The sequence below is a fragment of the Prevotella illustrans genome (genome assembly GCF_017426725.1).
Lineage (GTDB): Bacteria > Bacteroidota > Bacteroidia > Bacteroidales > Bacteroidaceae > Prevotella > Prevotella illustrans.
On sequence record NZ_JAERMS010000005.1, the window covers coordinates 34,978 to 50,737 of the forward strand.

At 46.1% G+C, this 15,760-nt stretch carries 13 protein-coding genes; 4 read left to right on the forward strand and 9 right to left on the reverse strand.

All coding sequences use genetic code 11. The annotated features are described in order from the left end of the window. The first annotated feature begins 94 nt into the window (after nucleotides 1–94). Both JHU38_RS02870 and JHU38_RS02875 read left to right on the forward strand, forming a co-directional pair. Nucleotides 95–526: a DUF1896 family protein gene (locus tag JHU38_RS02870; RefSeq protein ID WP_097549281.1), complete on the forward strand. Its 432-nt coding sequence runs from the start codon at nucleotides 95–97 to the stop codon at nucleotides 524–526. Continuing rightward, the gene (locus JHU38_RS02875) at nucleotides 513–6,005 is read left to right on the forward strand and encodes a helicase-related protein (RefSeq protein WP_107580821.1); all 5,493 of its coding nucleotides are present in this window, start codon (nucleotides 513–515) and stop codon (nucleotides 6,003–6,005) included. The genes JHU38_RS02870 and JHU38_RS02875 overlap by 14 nt, the downstream gene beginning before the upstream one ends. 56 nt (nucleotides 6,006–6,061) lie before the next feature. On the opposite strand, the gene JHU38_RS02880 is transcribed toward JHU38_RS02875, so the two are convergent. The 4 genes from JHU38_RS02880 to JHU38_RS02895 form a co-directional block, all read right to left on the reverse strand. Continuing rightward, nucleotides 6,062–7,873 (reverse strand): ATP-binding protein, encoded by a 1,812-nt coding sequence (locus tag JHU38_RS02880; protein WP_232369812.1) that lies wholly within the window; start codon nucleotides 7,871–7,873, stop codon nucleotides 6,062–6,064. A gap of 98 nt (nucleotides 7,874–7,971) precedes the next feature. Next, nucleotides 7,972–8,181 carry a helix-turn-helix transcriptional regulator gene (locus tag JHU38_RS02885; RefSeq protein WP_009347177.1) on the reverse strand — a complete coding sequence of 70 codons (210 nt, stop codon included), beginning with the start codon at nucleotides 8,179–8,181 and terminating at the stop codon, nucleotides 7,972–7,974. Between the two features lie 152 nt (nucleotides 8,182–8,333). Continuing rightward, entirely contained in the window at nucleotides 8,334–8,654 is a 321-nt protein-coding gene (locus tag JHU38_RS02890) for a helix-turn-helix domain-containing protein (RefSeq protein WP_077491333.1), read from the reverse strand. Continuing rightward, nucleotides 8,638–8,991, reverse strand: coding sequence for a helix-turn-helix domain-containing protein (locus tag JHU38_RS02895; RefSeq protein ID WP_107580822.1), 354 nt, complete (start codon nucleotides 8,989–8,991; stop codon nucleotides 8,638–8,640). The genes JHU38_RS02890 and JHU38_RS02895 overlap by 17 nt, the downstream gene beginning before the upstream one ends. Nucleotides 8,992–9,212: 221 nt before the next feature. Between JHU38_RS02895 and JHU38_RS02900 the strand changes: the two genes are divergently transcribed. Continuing rightward, nucleotides 9,213–9,491, forward strand: a complete 279-nt coding sequence (locus JHU38_RS02900; RefSeq protein WP_025070725.1) for a helix-turn-helix domain-containing protein — start codon at nucleotides 9,213–9,215, stop codon at nucleotides 9,489–9,491. Nucleotides 9,492–9,528: 37 nt separating this feature from the next. Beyond that, entirely contained in the window at nucleotides 9,529–9,831 is a 303-nt protein-coding gene (locus JHU38_RS02905) for a helix-turn-helix domain-containing protein (protein ID WP_004366620.1), read from the forward strand. Nucleotides 9,832–9,880: 49 nt separating this feature from the next. On the opposite strand, the gene JHU38_RS02910 is transcribed toward JHU38_RS02905, so the two are convergent. From JHU38_RS02910 to JHU38_RS02930, 5 genes are all read right to left on the reverse strand, one after another. Then, entirely contained in the window at nucleotides 9,881–10,243 is a 363-nt protein-coding gene (locus JHU38_RS02910) for a hypothetical protein (RefSeq protein ID WP_097549279.1), read from the reverse strand. 14 nt (nucleotides 10,244–10,257) lie between these two features. Next, nucleotides 10,258–11,493 carry a site-specific integrase gene (locus JHU38_RS02915; RefSeq protein WP_107580823.1) on the reverse strand — a complete coding sequence of 412 codons (1,236 nt, stop codon included), beginning with the start codon at nucleotides 11,491–11,493 and terminating at the stop codon, nucleotides 10,258–10,260. Nucleotides 11,494–11,997: 504 nt separating this feature from the next. Continuing rightward, nucleotides 11,998–13,515 (reverse strand): peptide MFS transporter, encoded by a 1,518-nt coding sequence (locus JHU38_RS02920; protein ID WP_107580824.1) that lies wholly within the window; start codon nucleotides 13,513–13,515, stop codon nucleotides 11,998–12,000. 69 nt (nucleotides 13,516–13,584) lie between these two features. Next, entirely contained in the window at nucleotides 13,585–14,331 is a 747-nt protein-coding gene (locus JHU38_RS02925; protein WP_107580825.1) for a porin family protein, read from the reverse strand. Between the two features lie 36 nt (nucleotides 14,332–14,367). Further along, the gene (locus JHU38_RS02930; protein ID WP_232369813.1) at nucleotides 14,368–15,759 is read right to left on the reverse strand and encodes a LysM peptidoglycan-binding domain-containing protein; all 1,392 of its coding nucleotides are present in this window, start codon (nucleotides 15,757–15,759) and stop codon (nucleotides 14,368–14,370) included. Between the last annotated feature and the right edge of the window lies 1 nt (nucleotide 15,760).

Genomic DNA, 15,760 nt, shown 5'->3' on the forward strand with positions numbered 1-15,760 from the left:
ACAATCCTGTTGTTTTTACTGCGGATTTTAGTGGTGGCACTCGGCGGGGACGTCGAGTGCCTTTACATTATATACCTCACTAAAATCATTCAAAATGACAGCCATTCATTTTTCATACTACGAGCTTTCCCTGCTCTCTTTTCTTCGGGAAAGCCATCCCGAAAAAGCCGATGACATCCCTTTTGTCAAAGAACGTACGGCAGCCGCTTCCGAAGCCTATGCCGAAGCCTTCGATGCCGGTCTTCCCATAGCCGAATGTATCGGCATCGCCAATAAGACGCTCTATGCGGGTCTGCACTTTTCCCGCCACGATACCATCTCTTCCGTTCTTTGGAATGAGTTCTCTGCTGAAGTGCCACTTGAAGCGGTCAGAGAGACAGCCATCCGCCTGCGCCCGCTCTTGGAAGAGTTTTTTGCCAAGTATCCGATTTCGGACGAGTTCGCCTATATGCCCGAATATAACTCCCTCTATACGGAGATTACGGGCTTTGTCCAACTAAAACTCGAAGAAGATGGCACACTATAACAAGAAGGAGCATCTAAGGGCGAACATAGAAGCCATCAAGACCATCTTTGCCCTGCATCGGGAACAGCGCACAGCGACACCCGAAGAACGTACGATATTAGCAGCTTATACGGGCTTCGGAGCTTTGAAGTGTATCCTCTCTCCTGCCAACACGATGGAGGACATCGCCCGATGGAACAAGTCGGAGTTGGAGCTATTCCCCTTGGTGATGGAACTGCATCGCGTCATTCGGGACAATACCACCTCCGAATCGCAATACAAGAGCTATATGCAGAGCCTGAAAAACTCCGTGATGACCGCTTTCTATACTCCTGCGCCCGTAGTGCGGGAGATTGCCGCTTCCTTACGGGAGGCAGGCATCGTCCCCCAACGCATCCTTGACCCTTCAGCGGGAATGGGTGAGTTCATCCGCTCTTTTGACGGCATTGCAGCCGAAGGGCATACGACTTTCGGTTTCGAGAAAGACATCCTTACGGGACAGATGCTCTCCGCCCTGCATCCCGAAGACAAGATACGCATCCGAGGCTTCGAGGAAATCGAATCCAAGCTCGGAGGTTATTTCGATGTGGTCAGCAGCAACATTCCTTTCGGAGATGTGGCCGTCTTCGACCCTGTTTTCAGCAAGACGGCAGAACCTGCCCGAAAGGTCGCCCGCATGTCCCTGCACAATTACTTTTTCGTCAAGGGGGTGGATATGCTCCGTGAAGGCGGTGTGTTGGCATTCATCACCTCGCAAGGCGTTATGAACGCCACGACGAACGAACCGGTACGGGAGTGGCTGATGAACCATACCCGCCTTGTTTCGGCAGTCCGTCTGCCGAACAATCTCTTTACAGAAAATGCGGGGACGGAAGTGGGCAGTGACCTTATCGTCCTGCAAAAGCAGAGCGGCAAGACAAGTCTGACCGAAGAGGAACTGCGTTTCATCAAGAGTGAGAAACGCCCTAGCGGAGTACTGTTCAATACCTATCTGCGAAGTATGTCTCAAATTGTGCATACCGAATGGAAGCAGGATACCGACCCTTACGGCAAGCCCGCCATCCTGTTCCATCACGAGGGCGGAGCGGAAGGCATCGCCACCGATATGGGCAAAATCCTGCGGGCAGATTTAGCCAAACGCTTGGACGAGGCATTGTACCAAAAGCATATCTCCATTCAGGAGCAGCCCAAAGTTACCGTTTCTGTTTCTCCCGAGGTCAAGCAGGGAGAGCCAACGCTTACGCCTGCCGCTTCGAAAGAGGAGCAATCACACCGAAAGGAGGTGCAACCGAAAGAGGAACAGCCGACGGAGCAAAACCGAAGCAGTGTCACACCGCAGGTACAACTGCTCGACCTTTTCGGCAATGTTATCCCGGAGGAAAAGCCCAAACGTAAAGCTGCCGCAAAACTGAAATCTGTCGTATCACCCTCCATCTTTTCCGAGACTTCACAAAGCAATGATACGGCACTGGGGCTGAAAGACACGGGAGAGCTGTGGTGGCAGCAGGACAAGGAGAAAGGGATGCAGCAGCGCCTCTATGAGGGGGAATGGCACGAACACCTCAGAGAGGGGGCTTTGCTGGCTTCGGACTTTCAAGTCGGAATGCTTGTCCGTGATATGGAGGACAACCGCATGTTCCAGCCCATAGACCTCCCGTCCCAAGAACGACAGAAAATGCTGCTCTACATAGACCTGCGTGACGCCTACCACGCACTCTATGACTATGAAGCGGAATGCAAGGTAGCGAATGAATCCCTGCGACAGAACCTCAATGAACTGTACGACCGTTTCGTGCGGCAGTACGGGCATCTGAATGACCGCAAGAACCACGAGCAGATCCTGATGGATGCCGGTGGTAGGGAGATCCTTTTCTTGGAACGGAAGGTGGATAAAGAAACGCTCAAAGCCGATATTTTCTGTCAGCCCGTTTCCTTCAGCCTGCACGAAGTGACAGAGGTGAGCAATGCCCAAGAGGCTCTCTCGGCTTCACTCAACAAATTCGGAGCGGTGGACACCGAGTATATGCTGTCATTGCTTCCCGAAAGTTCCGAAGAGGAAATGCTCTCCGAGCTGCACGGCAGGATTTACTACAATCCCTTGGAGGGAGGGTATGAAATTGCCGAGAAGTTCATATCGGGCAATGTGGTTGCCGCTTCGGAGCGTATCGGACAATATCTTTTGGAGCATCCGGAAGACACAAGGGCGCAAGCCTCCTTGCAGGCACTGAAAAATGCCATTCCCGAACCGATACCCTTCGTGGACTTGGATTTCAACTTCGGGGAGCGATGGATCCCCGTAAATCTCTACTCAGACTATGCCTCGTACCTCTTCGACACGGAGGTGATGATACGCTACAATTCAAGTGCGGACGAATACTCTGTGGAGGCACGGATGCACAATGCCAATATCTGGGACAGGTTCTGTGTGCGGGGGCAACATCGTCGCTACGACGGCATTGCCCTGATGAAGCACGCCTTGCTGAATACGACGCCCGACATCACCAAGAAAATCATGGTCGGCGACAAGGAGGTCAAGGTACGGGACACGGAAGCCATACAGATGGCAAACGCCAAAATCGACGAGATCCGAAACGGCTTTACCGATTGGCTGAACGAGCAGAGCGATGAGTTCAAGCAGCGGTTGGAGAAACTCTACAATGACACTTTCAATTGTTTTGTGCGTCCCCAGTATGATGGTTCCCATCAGACATTCCCCGACCTCAACCTGAAAGGCTTGGGCATCGAGAGTTTGTACGGCAGCCAAAAAGATGCCGTTTGGATGCTCAAACTCAACGGGGGAGGTATCTGCGATCATCAGGTGGGAGCAGGAAAGACGCTTATCATGTGTACCGCAGCTTATGAGATGAAGCGGCTCGGCTTGGCGAACAAGCCGATGATACTCGCTCTCAAAGCCAACGTACAGGAGATAGCACAGACCTTCCAAACGGCTTACCCGAACGCCAAGCTGCTCTATCCGGGGAAGAACGACTTCACCCCCGACAAGCGGCAGCGGATTTTCCACGACATCAAGAACAACAACTGGGACTGCATTGTCCTCACGCACGACCAGTTTGGCATGATACCGCAGTCGGACGAGATACAGCAAAAAATCCTTCAGGACGAGCTGGACAGCGTAGAAGAGAACTTGGAGGTTTTGCGTCAGCAGGGACGCAGCATCTCCCGTGCGATGGAGAAAGGGCTTGTCAAGCGGCAGATGAATTTACAGGCGAAGCTGGATGAAATCAAGTTCAAGATAGAGAACCGCAAGGACGATATAGTGGATTTCAAGACAATGGGTATAGACCACCTTTTCGTGGACGAGTCGCATACGTTCAAAAATCTGATGTTCAACACCCGCCACGACCGTGTGGCAGGGTTGGGTAACAGCGAGGGCAGCCAAAGAGCCTTGAATATGCTCTTTGCCATACGAACCATTCAGGAAAGGACGGGGAAAGACTTGGGAGCAACCTTCCTTTCGGGGACGACCATATCGAACTCACTTACGGAGTTGTACCTGCTGTTCAAGTATCTGCGTCCCCAAGCCCTCGAAGCACAGAACATCAAGACCTTTGACGCGTGGGCTGCCATCTTCGCCAAGAAGTCGGTGGACTATGAGTTCTCCGTCACCAACGAAATCGTACAGAAAGAGCGTTTCCGCTATTTTATCAAAGTGCCGGAGTTGGCAGCGTTCTACGCTCAAATCACTGATTACCGGACGGCAAAGGACATCGGCATAGACCGCCCCGAAAAGAATGAGATTATGCACAACATACCGCCTACACCCGAACAGGAGGAATTCATCGCCAAGTTGGTGGAGTTTGCTAAGACAGGTAATGCCGAATTATTGGGAAGAGAGAAACTCTCCGAACGGGAGGAGAAAGCCAAGATGCTCATTGCCACCGATATGGCGAGGAAGATGAGCTTGGATTTGAGGCTCATCGACCCGAACAGGTACGGAGATCATGTGGACAACAAGGCTTCCCACTGTGCCGCCAAGATTGCGGAATACTATCACAAGTTTGAGGAGCAGAAAGGAACGCAGTTTGTGTTCAGCGACCTCGGCACTTATAAGCCCGGTGAATGGAATCCTTACAGCGAAATCAAACGAAAGTTGGTGGAAGATCACGGCATTCCTGCTCAGGAGATACGCTTTATTCAGGAAGCTAAGACCGACAAGGCTCGAAAGACGCTCATCGCAGGCATGAATGAAGGTTCAATCCGAGTATTGTTCGGCTCTACTTCAATGCTCGGCACGGGTGTAAACGCCCAGAAGCGTGCTGTAGCCATCCATCATTTGGACACACCGTGGCGTCCTTCTGACTTGGAACAGAGGGATGGACGAGCCGTGCGCAAGGGCAATGAAGTTGCCAAATTCCATGCGGACAATAAAGTGGATGTCATTATCTATGCTGTGGAGAAGTCTCTTGACAGTTATAAATTCAACCTGTTGCATAATAAGCAACTCTTCATCGAACAACTGAAAAACAACCGTATAGGCAGCCGTACCATTGATGAGGGAAGTATGGACGAGAAATCGGGAATGAATTTTTCCGAGTATGTCGCCATACTCTCCGGAAATACCGACCTGCTGGAAAAGGCAAAGTTGGAAAAGAAGATTGCCGGTTTGGACAGTGAGCGGCAGGCGTTCATTCGCAGTAAGTCATCCTCCCGAAGCCGATTGGACGAAGTCATGCGGACGGTGGACGGCAACAAGGAACTGATTGCCCGCTTCCAAAGCGATTGGGATTTGTACCAAAGCCGTGTGCAGAAGGATAAGGACGGCAATATTCTCAATCCGATAGCGCTCAAAGGGGTGGAAGGAAGCGACCCGAAACGCATTGCTGCCAAACTCGCGGAAATCAACGAGAAAGCCTGCACACGGGGAGAGTATTTCAATATCGGAACACTCTACGGATTTAACCTCGTGGTCAAGACGGAGTCTTCCTCCAAGGACCTTTTCGACCTTTCGCAGAACAAGTTCTTCGTGATGGGAGAAAGCGGAATGAAGTACAGCTACAACAACGGCAGGATAGCGGCAGACCCACAACTCGCCTGCATGAACTTCCTGAACGCCTTGGAGAAGATACCCGGCTTGATTGAGAAGTTTAAGGCTGACACGGAGAAGATAGCCAAGGATATTCCTGTTTTGCAGGAGGTCGTGAACGGCTCTTGGAAGAAGGAAGAGCAGCTCAAAGACCTCAAAACGGAACTCGCAGCCCTTGACCGCAAGATACAGCTTTCCCTAAAACCGATTGAGCAGGGAGAGAGTGAGCAAGAAGGTGCGGAGATGATGCAGGACGGCGAAGGAAAGACGGAAGAAATGGAACGGTTACGTCCGATTGAGCCGACTGTCACCGCTCCCTCCGTCAGCACCTCTGCGGCTCAAACCGACAGACCGTTGGAAAGCAGCGGGCAGAGTATCTCCGCTACACAGCCCTCGATGGAAAGACTACCACCGTCTTTGGCTGAAAAGGTGTTCGTTGTCAGACCGAAGATATAAAACAAAAGGACGAACTACATATTGTTGTAATTCGTCCTTTTAGAATTTATACCATTTCAAAACAACTTCAATTTGGATTGTTGATATAAAGTCATTCCGGGAATATCATCATACATTGCAGCTAATTTATTCCTAAGTCCAAACATTCGTTTCTCAGCAGTGTCAACAAGTTGATCAAAGTCTGTCAAGAAGATGCTTCCTTCATCTTTAGAACCTGCACGATACTGACGTTGTAACCCTTTTGCCACTTTATCTCCTACGACAAAAGCTGTTATTTTTGCAGTATTAATTCCCAATGCAATCAAACTGTCTACATAGTCAGTAGCTTGATTTCTTTCTTTACTTGTTATTTCAAAGCCTCCTCGTTTTAGTTCAACTATCAGAACTTTGGTTATTGTAGCTAGCTCATTATCACCAAACTCTTCTACACCTGTCATGGAAAGAGAAGTACTATCAGCTAAAACGACAAGGTCTGGTCTTCTATTTGTTTTTATCCCGACTTCATTCTGAACATCCATTTTGAACAGGCTTCTCATTACAGTCTGAAGTTGCCTGTTAGAGGTATATTCTGGGGTGTCATATTCGGGACCGAAGAGCCATCGGGATTCGGTTACAAGAGGATGCAAAACATGTAATTCATCCGTGTCCTTTTCTTTAGAAAGTTTTCTTATTGCTTCAATAATGGATAGGCGTCTATCAATTTCACTCAATACGGTGAGGGCATCCTTTACAGACCACTTATTGAGTATCGTATTAAGACCGGTAATATCTTCTTCCGTAAGTTGAGAGAGCTTCATTAAAAGCTCCTGTCCATTTTTCGATGATTCTAAATTTAATACAGCTTCAACGGCAATAGATATTGTTTCTTTAGTTGCTGTCGGAGAATTTATCGAGATATTCTCTATAATCTCATCTACCTCATACTGGGCTAATGGAGAGGCATCTTTCAATTTGGCTGCCAATTCCTGTTTTACAATAGCCTTTGTTTCTTCTAAATTAGCTTTTGCCGTTTGTTCAAACATTATATTCACATACTCCGAAACAGTTTGATATAAATTCTCTGTTTCTTTTGTATTTTTGAAGCCACTCCAATCCTCTTTAACTAATTCTGCTAATTCATTACTCTGTATAACGATAGTATACCTTTTTGCAAGGGCTGTTCGACCGTCTAAATAGAAAATCGTTCCTAATCCCCATGACGGAATACCTATTAAACGACCACTTTCCCAAAAAGCAATTCCTTGATAGATGCTTTTGCGAGAAGATTTCTTTGAATCTATAAAATTCGCGGTAATTCTGTATCCATCAGATGTTTTCAATTCTGTTGTATCCAATAAACCATCTAATTGGTCTAAAGAGAGTTGCTTTTTATTTACCTCTATTATGAATTCGGGATCATGCAGGAAACGAGAAGAGATTATTTCTCTGATTTTATCAACATTGGGAAGATTTCTATCAACTTGAACTTCTAGCCTTGTGCCATGCTTTGAAGATGGAGAAATATTTTGGTTAGTGACAGAGATAGCTTGTCCTTGTACTTTAGTCGATACAGTAAGAGAAAGTTCTTTCCCATTTTTTGAAGTAATAACATGATATTCGTCATTAAAGCATAAGAGGCTATGTCTTCCGATACCATTGCGACCATAAGCTATACGAGGGCTTCTTTTCTTATTATCCGGAAATAAAACCTGTTTTCCTTGACGTAATAATTTGTTATATCCCAATGTCATCCAACGTTCTTGAAATTCTTCTGCTGTTAGACCATTGCCATTATCTTCTATTACGAGGAGGTCTCCATATTCGTCAGGAATAAAGACACTTACTTTTGTCGCTCCTGCATCCCAAGCATTTGCAACAAGTTCTGTCAATGCAATGTCAGCTTGACTGGTAATACTACTGTTCAACGTTCTGACAAGGTAATCATCCTCGAAAAGAGAACGGTATATGTGTTCCGAATTCTTCTGCATTATATCTGTTTATAGTCATTATCAACTAAAAGGTCTCTTGCCTTTACTTGCAACACTGCGGAAATCCGATATAGCATCTCAAGAGAAGGCTGCTGTCGATTGCAGACATATGCATTCACTGTGCTGAAACTTTTATTGAGCTTCTCTGCCAGCCATTTTTGAGATATTCCCTTTTCTCCAAGAACGTCTTTTATTCTATTCAATTTCATCTTCGTAAAAAGCACGAGTATCGTATATTCTGCTACAAAAATAGCAAATTATTTCTGATGTGCCTAATTTTTGGAAGTAAAATCTTCTTTAATACAAAAACGACTTGTCATTACGACAAAACGGGGGCTTTGCTGTTGCGTATAATCCGAAATTACGTGTCTTTGGGAGGTCTTTTCCTTTTTCGTTTGAGATTCTCCGTAAAATGGGCTTTCATAAAGGCAAGGATTTCCGATTCCAAATACCACGTCTTGTGGTAAACGATGTGGAAAGGAAGTGTACCCGATGCCCGATAACGTTGCAAGGTGCGCTTGCTGATTTGGAGCATCAGACAAACCTCTTGGTTATCCAGCAGCGGTTCTCCATCTATCATCGGACGTTGGGGTATGTCGGCAGTCGTCTGTTTCAAGTCATCGAAACGCTTCATGATGCGTTCCATCCATTCAAGGAAGGTCTCTCTATCCAATAGTTCCATTCTTTATCCTCCTGCTTTTAAGTTCGAAGTTATGCCGTAGCTCTTTCAGGTTCTGAGGATTGCAGTACAGGCTCTTGTTGCGTATCGCCTTCTCGATGTCATGCAGGTCGTAGTAGCAACGCCCATAAATCATCTTGTAGCTGATTCTGTCCGCACTGCGCATACGCTGAAGGGTACGCTTGCTGATACCGAGTATCTCGGCTAACTCTTCATTGGTAACAAGGCGGTTTTCGTACTCTATCTTTGCCTTTTCCTCTTTCTCCACATAACGGAGGATTTTCTCTATCTTGCCCATCAGTTCGTGGTAGGCTTTGCTTTCAATTGTTATGACATCCATGACGCTTTGAATTTGATTATGCTGCAAAGTTCGGGAGTTAAAACCGTCCGGATTGTATGCTAAATATGTACTGAATAGAGATTTTTCTGTCTGATTCCAAAAGCCATACGACAAAAGCATCCATATTGAAGCCACAAGTACGCAGTAAAGGAAATGCTGGTTTAGAATGCTTCCTCCGTAAGTACATTTGCACAAAGTGTAACATTAAAACGGACAAGAATATGGAAGTAATAACAATCGAGAAGAAAACGTATGAAGCCATGATGGAACGTTTTCGCATTTTGACCGCCAAAGTCGATGCCCTGTGTCGGGAGTGTGACGAAAAGCGTATGGGCAGGTGGCTGGACAATCAGGATGTCTGCCGAATCCTGAACATCAGTTTGCGTACCCTGCAAACTTATCGCAGCAACCGGATGCTGCCCTATACGCAAATAGGGTATAAGATGTTCTACAAGCCGGAGGATGTCGGGAAACTGATCGAACAATCCTCCGCTTTATAACCGATGAATAGTATCACCACTAAATCCGATGCAAAATATGGACAACGATGTAAAGACCAAGAACAACGAAGAGATTGCGCACTTTCTCAACGCGAGCGACCGTATGATAAAGGGGATAGATGTCCTGCGGAAAAAGAACAGACCTCTGCTTAACGGGCATCGCTATCTGACGGACGATGAACTGTCCCGCCTGTTGCATATCAACCGGCGCACGTTACAGGATTATCGCAACATGGGAAGAATCTCCTTTGTCAAGTTAGGCGGAAAAGTACTCTACCGGGAAGAAGATGTGGAAAAGCTGTTGCAGGAGAATTACCGTCCTCGGTTTGAGAAGCCTTGACGGAGAAACAGGCAGTAAGAAACATTTTTCTTACTGCCTGTTCTCATATTCAGTTGTACCATCCACCTTTGCCATAACACACAAGTAATGGAGGACTTGTTCTCTTCTTTTTGGTCAGTCTTCCGATTATCCATTGACGGAAATTCTTGATTTGTGGAGAGGCAAATCGAAACGATAGCATCGTTATCATTTCAATATTATATAAATCTACCGCACCGTCCTTGAAAGATAAGGTTCTCATCACCTCATCTTCTCTGAGTAAGCCCTCTTTGAAGATAGACTTGATGTGGCTGTTTATCTTACCGGAGAATACGCCGAACAAATCGGCTATTTCACAAGCCGACATCCAAACGGGAGCTGTCGGGATATATACTTTTCCGTTCTCTCCAATGGTTATGATTTCTCTTTTCATCGTTCGTCCTTCTTTTATATAGTGATACCATTGAACTGCTCTATCTTACTCAGTTTGTCGGAGAGTGCCGCCATGTCCCGACTTTCCTTTTCGTGGGTGATTTTGGCGTAAATCTGCGTGGTGCGGATGTTCGTATGTCCGAGCATCTTGGAAAGGGTTTCGATGGGAACGCCGTTAGTCAGACAGATTTCCGTCGCCATAGTATGGCGGCTGGTATGCCACGTAATCTCTTTTTCGATACCGCAGAGTCCGATGATTTTCTTGATGTTCTTGCAGGCGGTAATATACTGCGGAACGGGCAGGAGGTAATCCTCCTTCGCCATGCCATCGTACTTCTCGATAATCTGCTTCGGAATATCCAAAAGCATGATATTGGACTCCACACCCGTCTTTTGTCGCTTGGTCATAATCCAGAGTTTACCGTCAAAGGAAGTCTGAAGGTTATCTTTGGTCAGGTTCTTCATATCGGTAAAGGACAAGCCGGTAAAACAGCAGAAGACGTACAAATCCCGAACCAGCTCCATTGATTTACGCCTGAATTTCAAATCCAACAGCCTGCGGATTTCATCCTTGGTCAGATAGTCCCTGTCGGTACTCTCGGCGGATATGCTGTAATCCACGAACGGGTCACGAACTATCCATCCGTGATTCTGGGCAATGGTAATCATACGGCGCAGGGGCATCATGTAAATCCATACCGTGTTGTTACAGCATTGCTTTTCGGTACGCAGGAAGATGTCAAAGTCGGTAATGAAAGCCGGAGTGAGTTCTTTCAAAGCAATGTCGCTGACACGGTAACGGTTCTTGATGAACTCCTCCAAGTGTTTATAGACTGTGCAATACTTGTGGTAGGTAGATGGGCATCGCAAGCCCGCATCGACCTGTTTGAAAAAGTCCTCATTGTGCTGGGCAAAGACTTTCAGCAAGGTCTCGTGTCGCATCTCCAAACCCAAGAAGGCGTTCTTCACTTTCTCGGCAGTGACATAGTTATCCCTTTCGGCTATCTCCTTGTATTTGGCATTGATGCCGACACGTATCTTGTCCAAGAAACGGTTGGTTTCCAACGCAACGGTACTTTTGCCCGAAGCGCGATTGCTCTTGATGTCCCACAAGTTAGGATGGATGTCGCATTTGCAACTGAACTGGGCTATCGTACCGTCAATGGTGATACGACACATCACGGGAACGGAACCGTTCTTCTTGGGGGCGTTCTTTTTGAGGTAGAACAGAACCTTAAACGTACTACGCATAACTCTGACTTTTTACGGTTTACAAAACTATTCATTGTCAGGTTATTTGTTGCTATGCAAAACATTGTCGTTCAATGGTAAAGAAACAGTCCGCAATTTATTTGCCTGTTTCCTTTCATCGAAGTACCTTTGCAGGAAGTAATCCCCGAAATTCAGGTCGGATTTTGCACTGTTCGTTACCGCTTTTCCCAATCCTCACTTGCAAAGGAGGTGGTAATGTTTTGGTAACGCTGCTCTGTCCGAAGTTGGTATAACCCCGTCTTTTCGAGGCTTTGCACCGAAAGGCTCAAAAATCAGAACTGACTGACTCACAAATCATTCACGCTATTTCGCCTTTTCTTGAACCTTGGGGATAGATTTTTGTATAAAAGACAAATAAGTTTTACGCGGATGATTTTAATTCCTGCCCCCTATTTGTTCCTGTTCCCTATCAAACAAAAAAAAGACTGCCGTAACTTGAGTTATGGCAGTCTGCTTTTCATACGATATGATTTGTGTACGGAATCAACAAACTTTCTCCAATTTCTTCATCACTGCGAAAATGAAAATGAAAGAAGCTAAGCAAAGTCCAACCAAGACACCCCAAACGACCGTAAGAGGCACTGCTTTCCACAGATAAGCAGGTATCTGGACGAGGAAGTTACCAATGGCAGTAGCGCCAAACCAGCAACCCATCATAACACCTTTGTACTTTTCGGGAGCAACCTTGCTGACAAACGAGATACCCATGGGCGACAGCAACAACTCAGCAAATGTAAGGATGAGATAGGTTAACACGAGCCAGTTGGGCGAAACACGCTGTTCATCGGTTAAAGTATAGCTTAAACCGATGGAAGCAAAGATCATCAATACATACGCAGCGCCTGCCACTAACATACCATAACCGATTTTGCGAGGAGCGGAAGGCTCTTTCCCTTTGGAAGCCAACCAGCCAAAAAGGCCCATGCTGACAGGTGTCAGGAATACAACAAAACTTGGATTGAACTGCTGGAAGATAGGAGCCTCAATAGCAGTCTGCACACCCTGAATCGCGTTATAATTATGAGCCAGGTAAGCAGCGGCCAAAACAATAATTATAAAAGATATCAGTTTGCTTTTTGATGTTTTGCCCTGAATCAGCGCAAACAGCGAATAGATAATAAAGATGCAAGCCACAAGATTGGTAATATCAAAGAGCATGCCTTGGGTTCCCTCTACGCTCTTTACTACGAAGTCGCGCGCAAAATAGGTCAGCGTCAAACCGTTCTGATGGAATGCCATCCAGAAGAAGATCACAACGGCGAAAACCAGATAGAGCGCGATGAGACGTGACTTTGTGTCAGCTTTCTCTTCAGGGGTTCCCTCACGTTTTACCTCTACGGCCGCGGCACCCTTGCTGTCTTTCTTGGCAGAATTGTCAACATGCGCAAACGTCCAACGGAAGCCATAATAGATGGCAATAGAAGCTATCAGCGAGATACAAGCGACGCCAAAAGCATAATGGTAAGCCGTCTGTTCTGAGGCGCCCAAGACGACCTTGGCCCACGCGATAAGCTTCAATGCCGCGGTAGGAGCAAACATCGCGCCTATATTAATGGCCATATAGAATATGGAAAAACCATTATCTCGTTGTGAGGCGTACTTGGGGTCATCATAAAGATTTCCAACCATCACCTGTAGATTGCCTTTGAAAAGGCTTGTTCCGACACTGATCATCACAAGTGCGGCAACCATCATGGTTACAGCAATAGCACCGGAACCGGCTGGAATGGCAAGCAACAGATAACCCAAGAACATGATAAGAATACCAAAGGTAACACACTTGCCAAATCCGATACGGTCGGCTACGGCTCCACCTGCAATAGGCAGAAAGTAGACCAGCATTAAGAACGAGGCATACACTGTTCCGGCGAGGCCTTCACCCCAACCGAAATTGGCCTGTAAGAAAAGAACGAAGATAGCCAACATCGTGTAGTAGCCGAAGCGTTCTCCGGTGTTAGCCAACGCCAAAGCGAAAAGACCTTTAGGTTGATTTTCAAACATAAAATTGATTTTAAAGTTAATATTAGGATGATTATTTCTCCAAAATAAATTGTCCAGAAGCTGATAAAACTATTGTTTCCGGGATAAGGTTCGCGAGATATCAAACAGATAGGCCGCCTTGATGACAATATTGCCCAAATTTGACTTGGCAAAATAGTCGCGCTTGGAATTCTTGTAAATATTGCCCAAACCATAATAATACCGTGCTTCGAGTAGGAAGTGCCCCAATTTGGGATGCGCGTATTCCAAACCGGCGCCCAAAGCAATGCCATAGTCAAACTTGTTTTGGACGGCCATCGTGTCTTGTGCCACAACTTGGTTGCTGCGCGCCTGCACATTTCGTTTGGACAATTCAAAGTTCATCTGAGTAGACTCACTAAGGAGATAGCCAAACTGCGGGCCAAGGTTGACGAAGAACTGCATGCCCTTCACTTCCCTGCCCCATGCCAAGTGGGCAAAGATGGGCACCTGAACGTAATTCAACGTGCGGCTATAGGTCTCGGGCTGACCTGTTTCCGCATTGATAACGGCTTTGCGGTCGCGATCGATAATGTCTTCGGTCCACCCTACTTGCGCGTAATTAATCTCACCAAGGATAGAGCAAATGGTAGAAAAGTATTTTTCGGAGGTATATTTTAAAGTCAAACCACCTATGAAGCCATTATGCATCTTCTGATTTACCTTGGGAGTAAAGCCGACATTGCTCATGACAAAGCCGCCATTTACGCCAATCTGAAAATCATCGCGATGCAAACCAATCTGGGCTTTTGCCTGCCACGACAGGACACATAGTATAAAAACAAGAATTTTCTTCATAATTAACAAGATGGGAAAGCAAGATGGGAAAGCAAGTTAAAACTCCATCAGATCTAACTTGTCGTCATAACGATAGTGAACCAACAGAAAGCTGTCATTCTGATACCCTCCTGTCCCTACGCGCGAAAAATGGAACGGAGCCTGAAGAGAGCGATAGCGATTCTGCGCTTTAGACCCCACGAAGTCCTTTCCATACGAACGGATACCCTGCAAAAAGAAACTTGCCTGGTCGTAACCCATCAAGGCAAAACGCGGCAAGGCATATTGCATATCCGCCTGGAACCAACGCCGGTAATTACGCTCAAAATTAGCGGTAGCCTTCGACAAGGGATTATAATAAAAGGTAGAAGGGATATAGGTATCGAACTTATGGAAGTTTTCTATATTGTATTTCGTATACATGAGCCATTCCGTATAGCCATAAAGCGAAATGAGCAAGCCGGAACGCATGGCCAAGAGCCCCTCCAATTTGTTGATTGCAACCGTCAGTTGGGGCGAACGGCCTGTATTCAGAATAACGACATTGCGCTTGTTCGCCTGAAAGGCTTTGGCAAAATTCTCTTCACTTGACTTTAAATTCGTTATACTGTAGGCAATACCAAGTTTCTCCAACTGCTTTCGCAGGCCAAAAGTAAAAGACGCTTTATTACTTGTCGTGTCATTACAATCAATGAATACGGGATGCGCCTCTTTAAAACGAGAGACAAAAACCTCAATGCTTTTGTCGACAAGTTGTTTCGGCGACTGGTAAATCTGGTATATTTCACGAAAGTGATCTACATCATTTCCTGAAATGGAAAACGGAATAACGAGTTTAATATGATTGCTTTTGCAAAACTGTGCCAAAGCAGTGACATGCTTACTGTAGAGAGGGCCGAAAATAATATCGCAATTACGGACCTGTGGGTCTTTAAGAATCGAGTTGATATCCATATCAATCGCCGCGTTCCAAGCATAAAGTTCTGTAGAAATGCCCTTTGTCTTTAAGCTATCGCAAGCGATCAACAGGCCTCGATAATACTCTATCATGCGCTTACCGTCGCCATCCACATTATGAAGCGGAAGCATAATGCCCACCTTGATAGTATTTGCTTTTGTGGTAACAACAGCAGGACCGGAAACCGAAACAGCCTTTTTCTGTTCTAAAGTCTTTTCTCCTTTGGACTGAGAGGCCGCGGTGTCGGCCCGAGGAATCAGGATGTAATCACCATGATGAAGTTCATAGCCTTCTTGCTTCATTTGTGGATTTGCTTCCATCAGTAGGGAAATGGATACATCGAACTTCTTTGCTATTCCATAAATCGTATCTTTTCTCTTTACTTTATATTGTTCACGTATAGCCAACGACTGGGCTAACAAAGTGAAACTTGATATTAAAAACAAAGCAAAGACAAAATATCTCTTTATCTGCGACATGATCAATCTCATT

What these genes read in the sequence shown, in the direction of transcription:
- JHU38_RS02890 (WP_077491333.1), bottom strand. Translation starts at nt 8,654, where the DNA reads ATGGAACTATTGGATAGAGAGACCTTCCTTGAATGGATGGAACGCATC.
- JHU38_RS02875 (WP_107580821.1), top strand. Translation starts at nt 513, where the DNA reads ATGGCACACTATAACAAGAAGGAGCATCTAAGGGCGAACATAGAAGCC.
- JHU38_RS02925 (WP_107580825.1), bottom strand. Translation starts at nt 14,331, where the DNA reads ATGAAGAAAATTCTTGTTTTTATACTATGTGTCCTGTCGTGGCAGGCA.
- JHU38_RS02870 (WP_097549281.1), top strand. Translation starts at nt 95, where the DNA reads ATGACAGCCATTCATTTTTCATACTACGAGCTTTCCCTGCTCTCTTTT.
- JHU38_RS02885 (WP_009347177.1), bottom strand. Translation starts at nt 8,181, where the DNA reads ATGAAATTGAATAGAATAAAAGACGTTCTTGGAGAAAAGGGAATATCT.
- JHU38_RS02910 (WP_097549279.1), bottom strand. Translation starts at nt 10,243, where the DNA reads ATGAAAAGAGAAATCATAACCATTGGAGAGAACGGAAAAGTATATATC.
- JHU38_RS02905 (WP_004366620.1), top strand. Translation starts at nt 9,529, where the DNA reads ATGGACAACGATGTAAAGACCAAGAACAACGAAGAGATTGCGCACTTT.
- JHU38_RS02900 (WP_025070725.1), top strand. Translation starts at nt 9,213, where the DNA reads ATGGAAGTAATAACAATCGAGAAGAAAACGTATGAAGCCATGATGGAA.
- JHU38_RS02930 (WP_232369813.1), bottom strand. Translation starts at nt 15,759, where the DNA reads ATGAGATTGATCATGTCGCAGATAAAGAGATATTTTGTCTTTGCTTTG.
- JHU38_RS02895 (WP_107580822.1), bottom strand. Translation starts at nt 8,991, where the DNA reads ATGGATGTCATAACAATTGAAAGCAAAGCCTACCACGAACTGATGGGC.
- JHU38_RS02915 (WP_107580823.1), bottom strand. Translation starts at nt 11,493, where the DNA reads ATGCGTAGTACGTTTAAGGTTCTGTTCTACCTCAAAAAGAACGCCCCC.
- JHU38_RS02920 (WP_107580824.1), bottom strand. Translation starts at nt 13,515, where the DNA reads ATGTTTGAAAATCAACCTAAAGGTCTTTTCGCTTTGGCGTTGGCTAAC.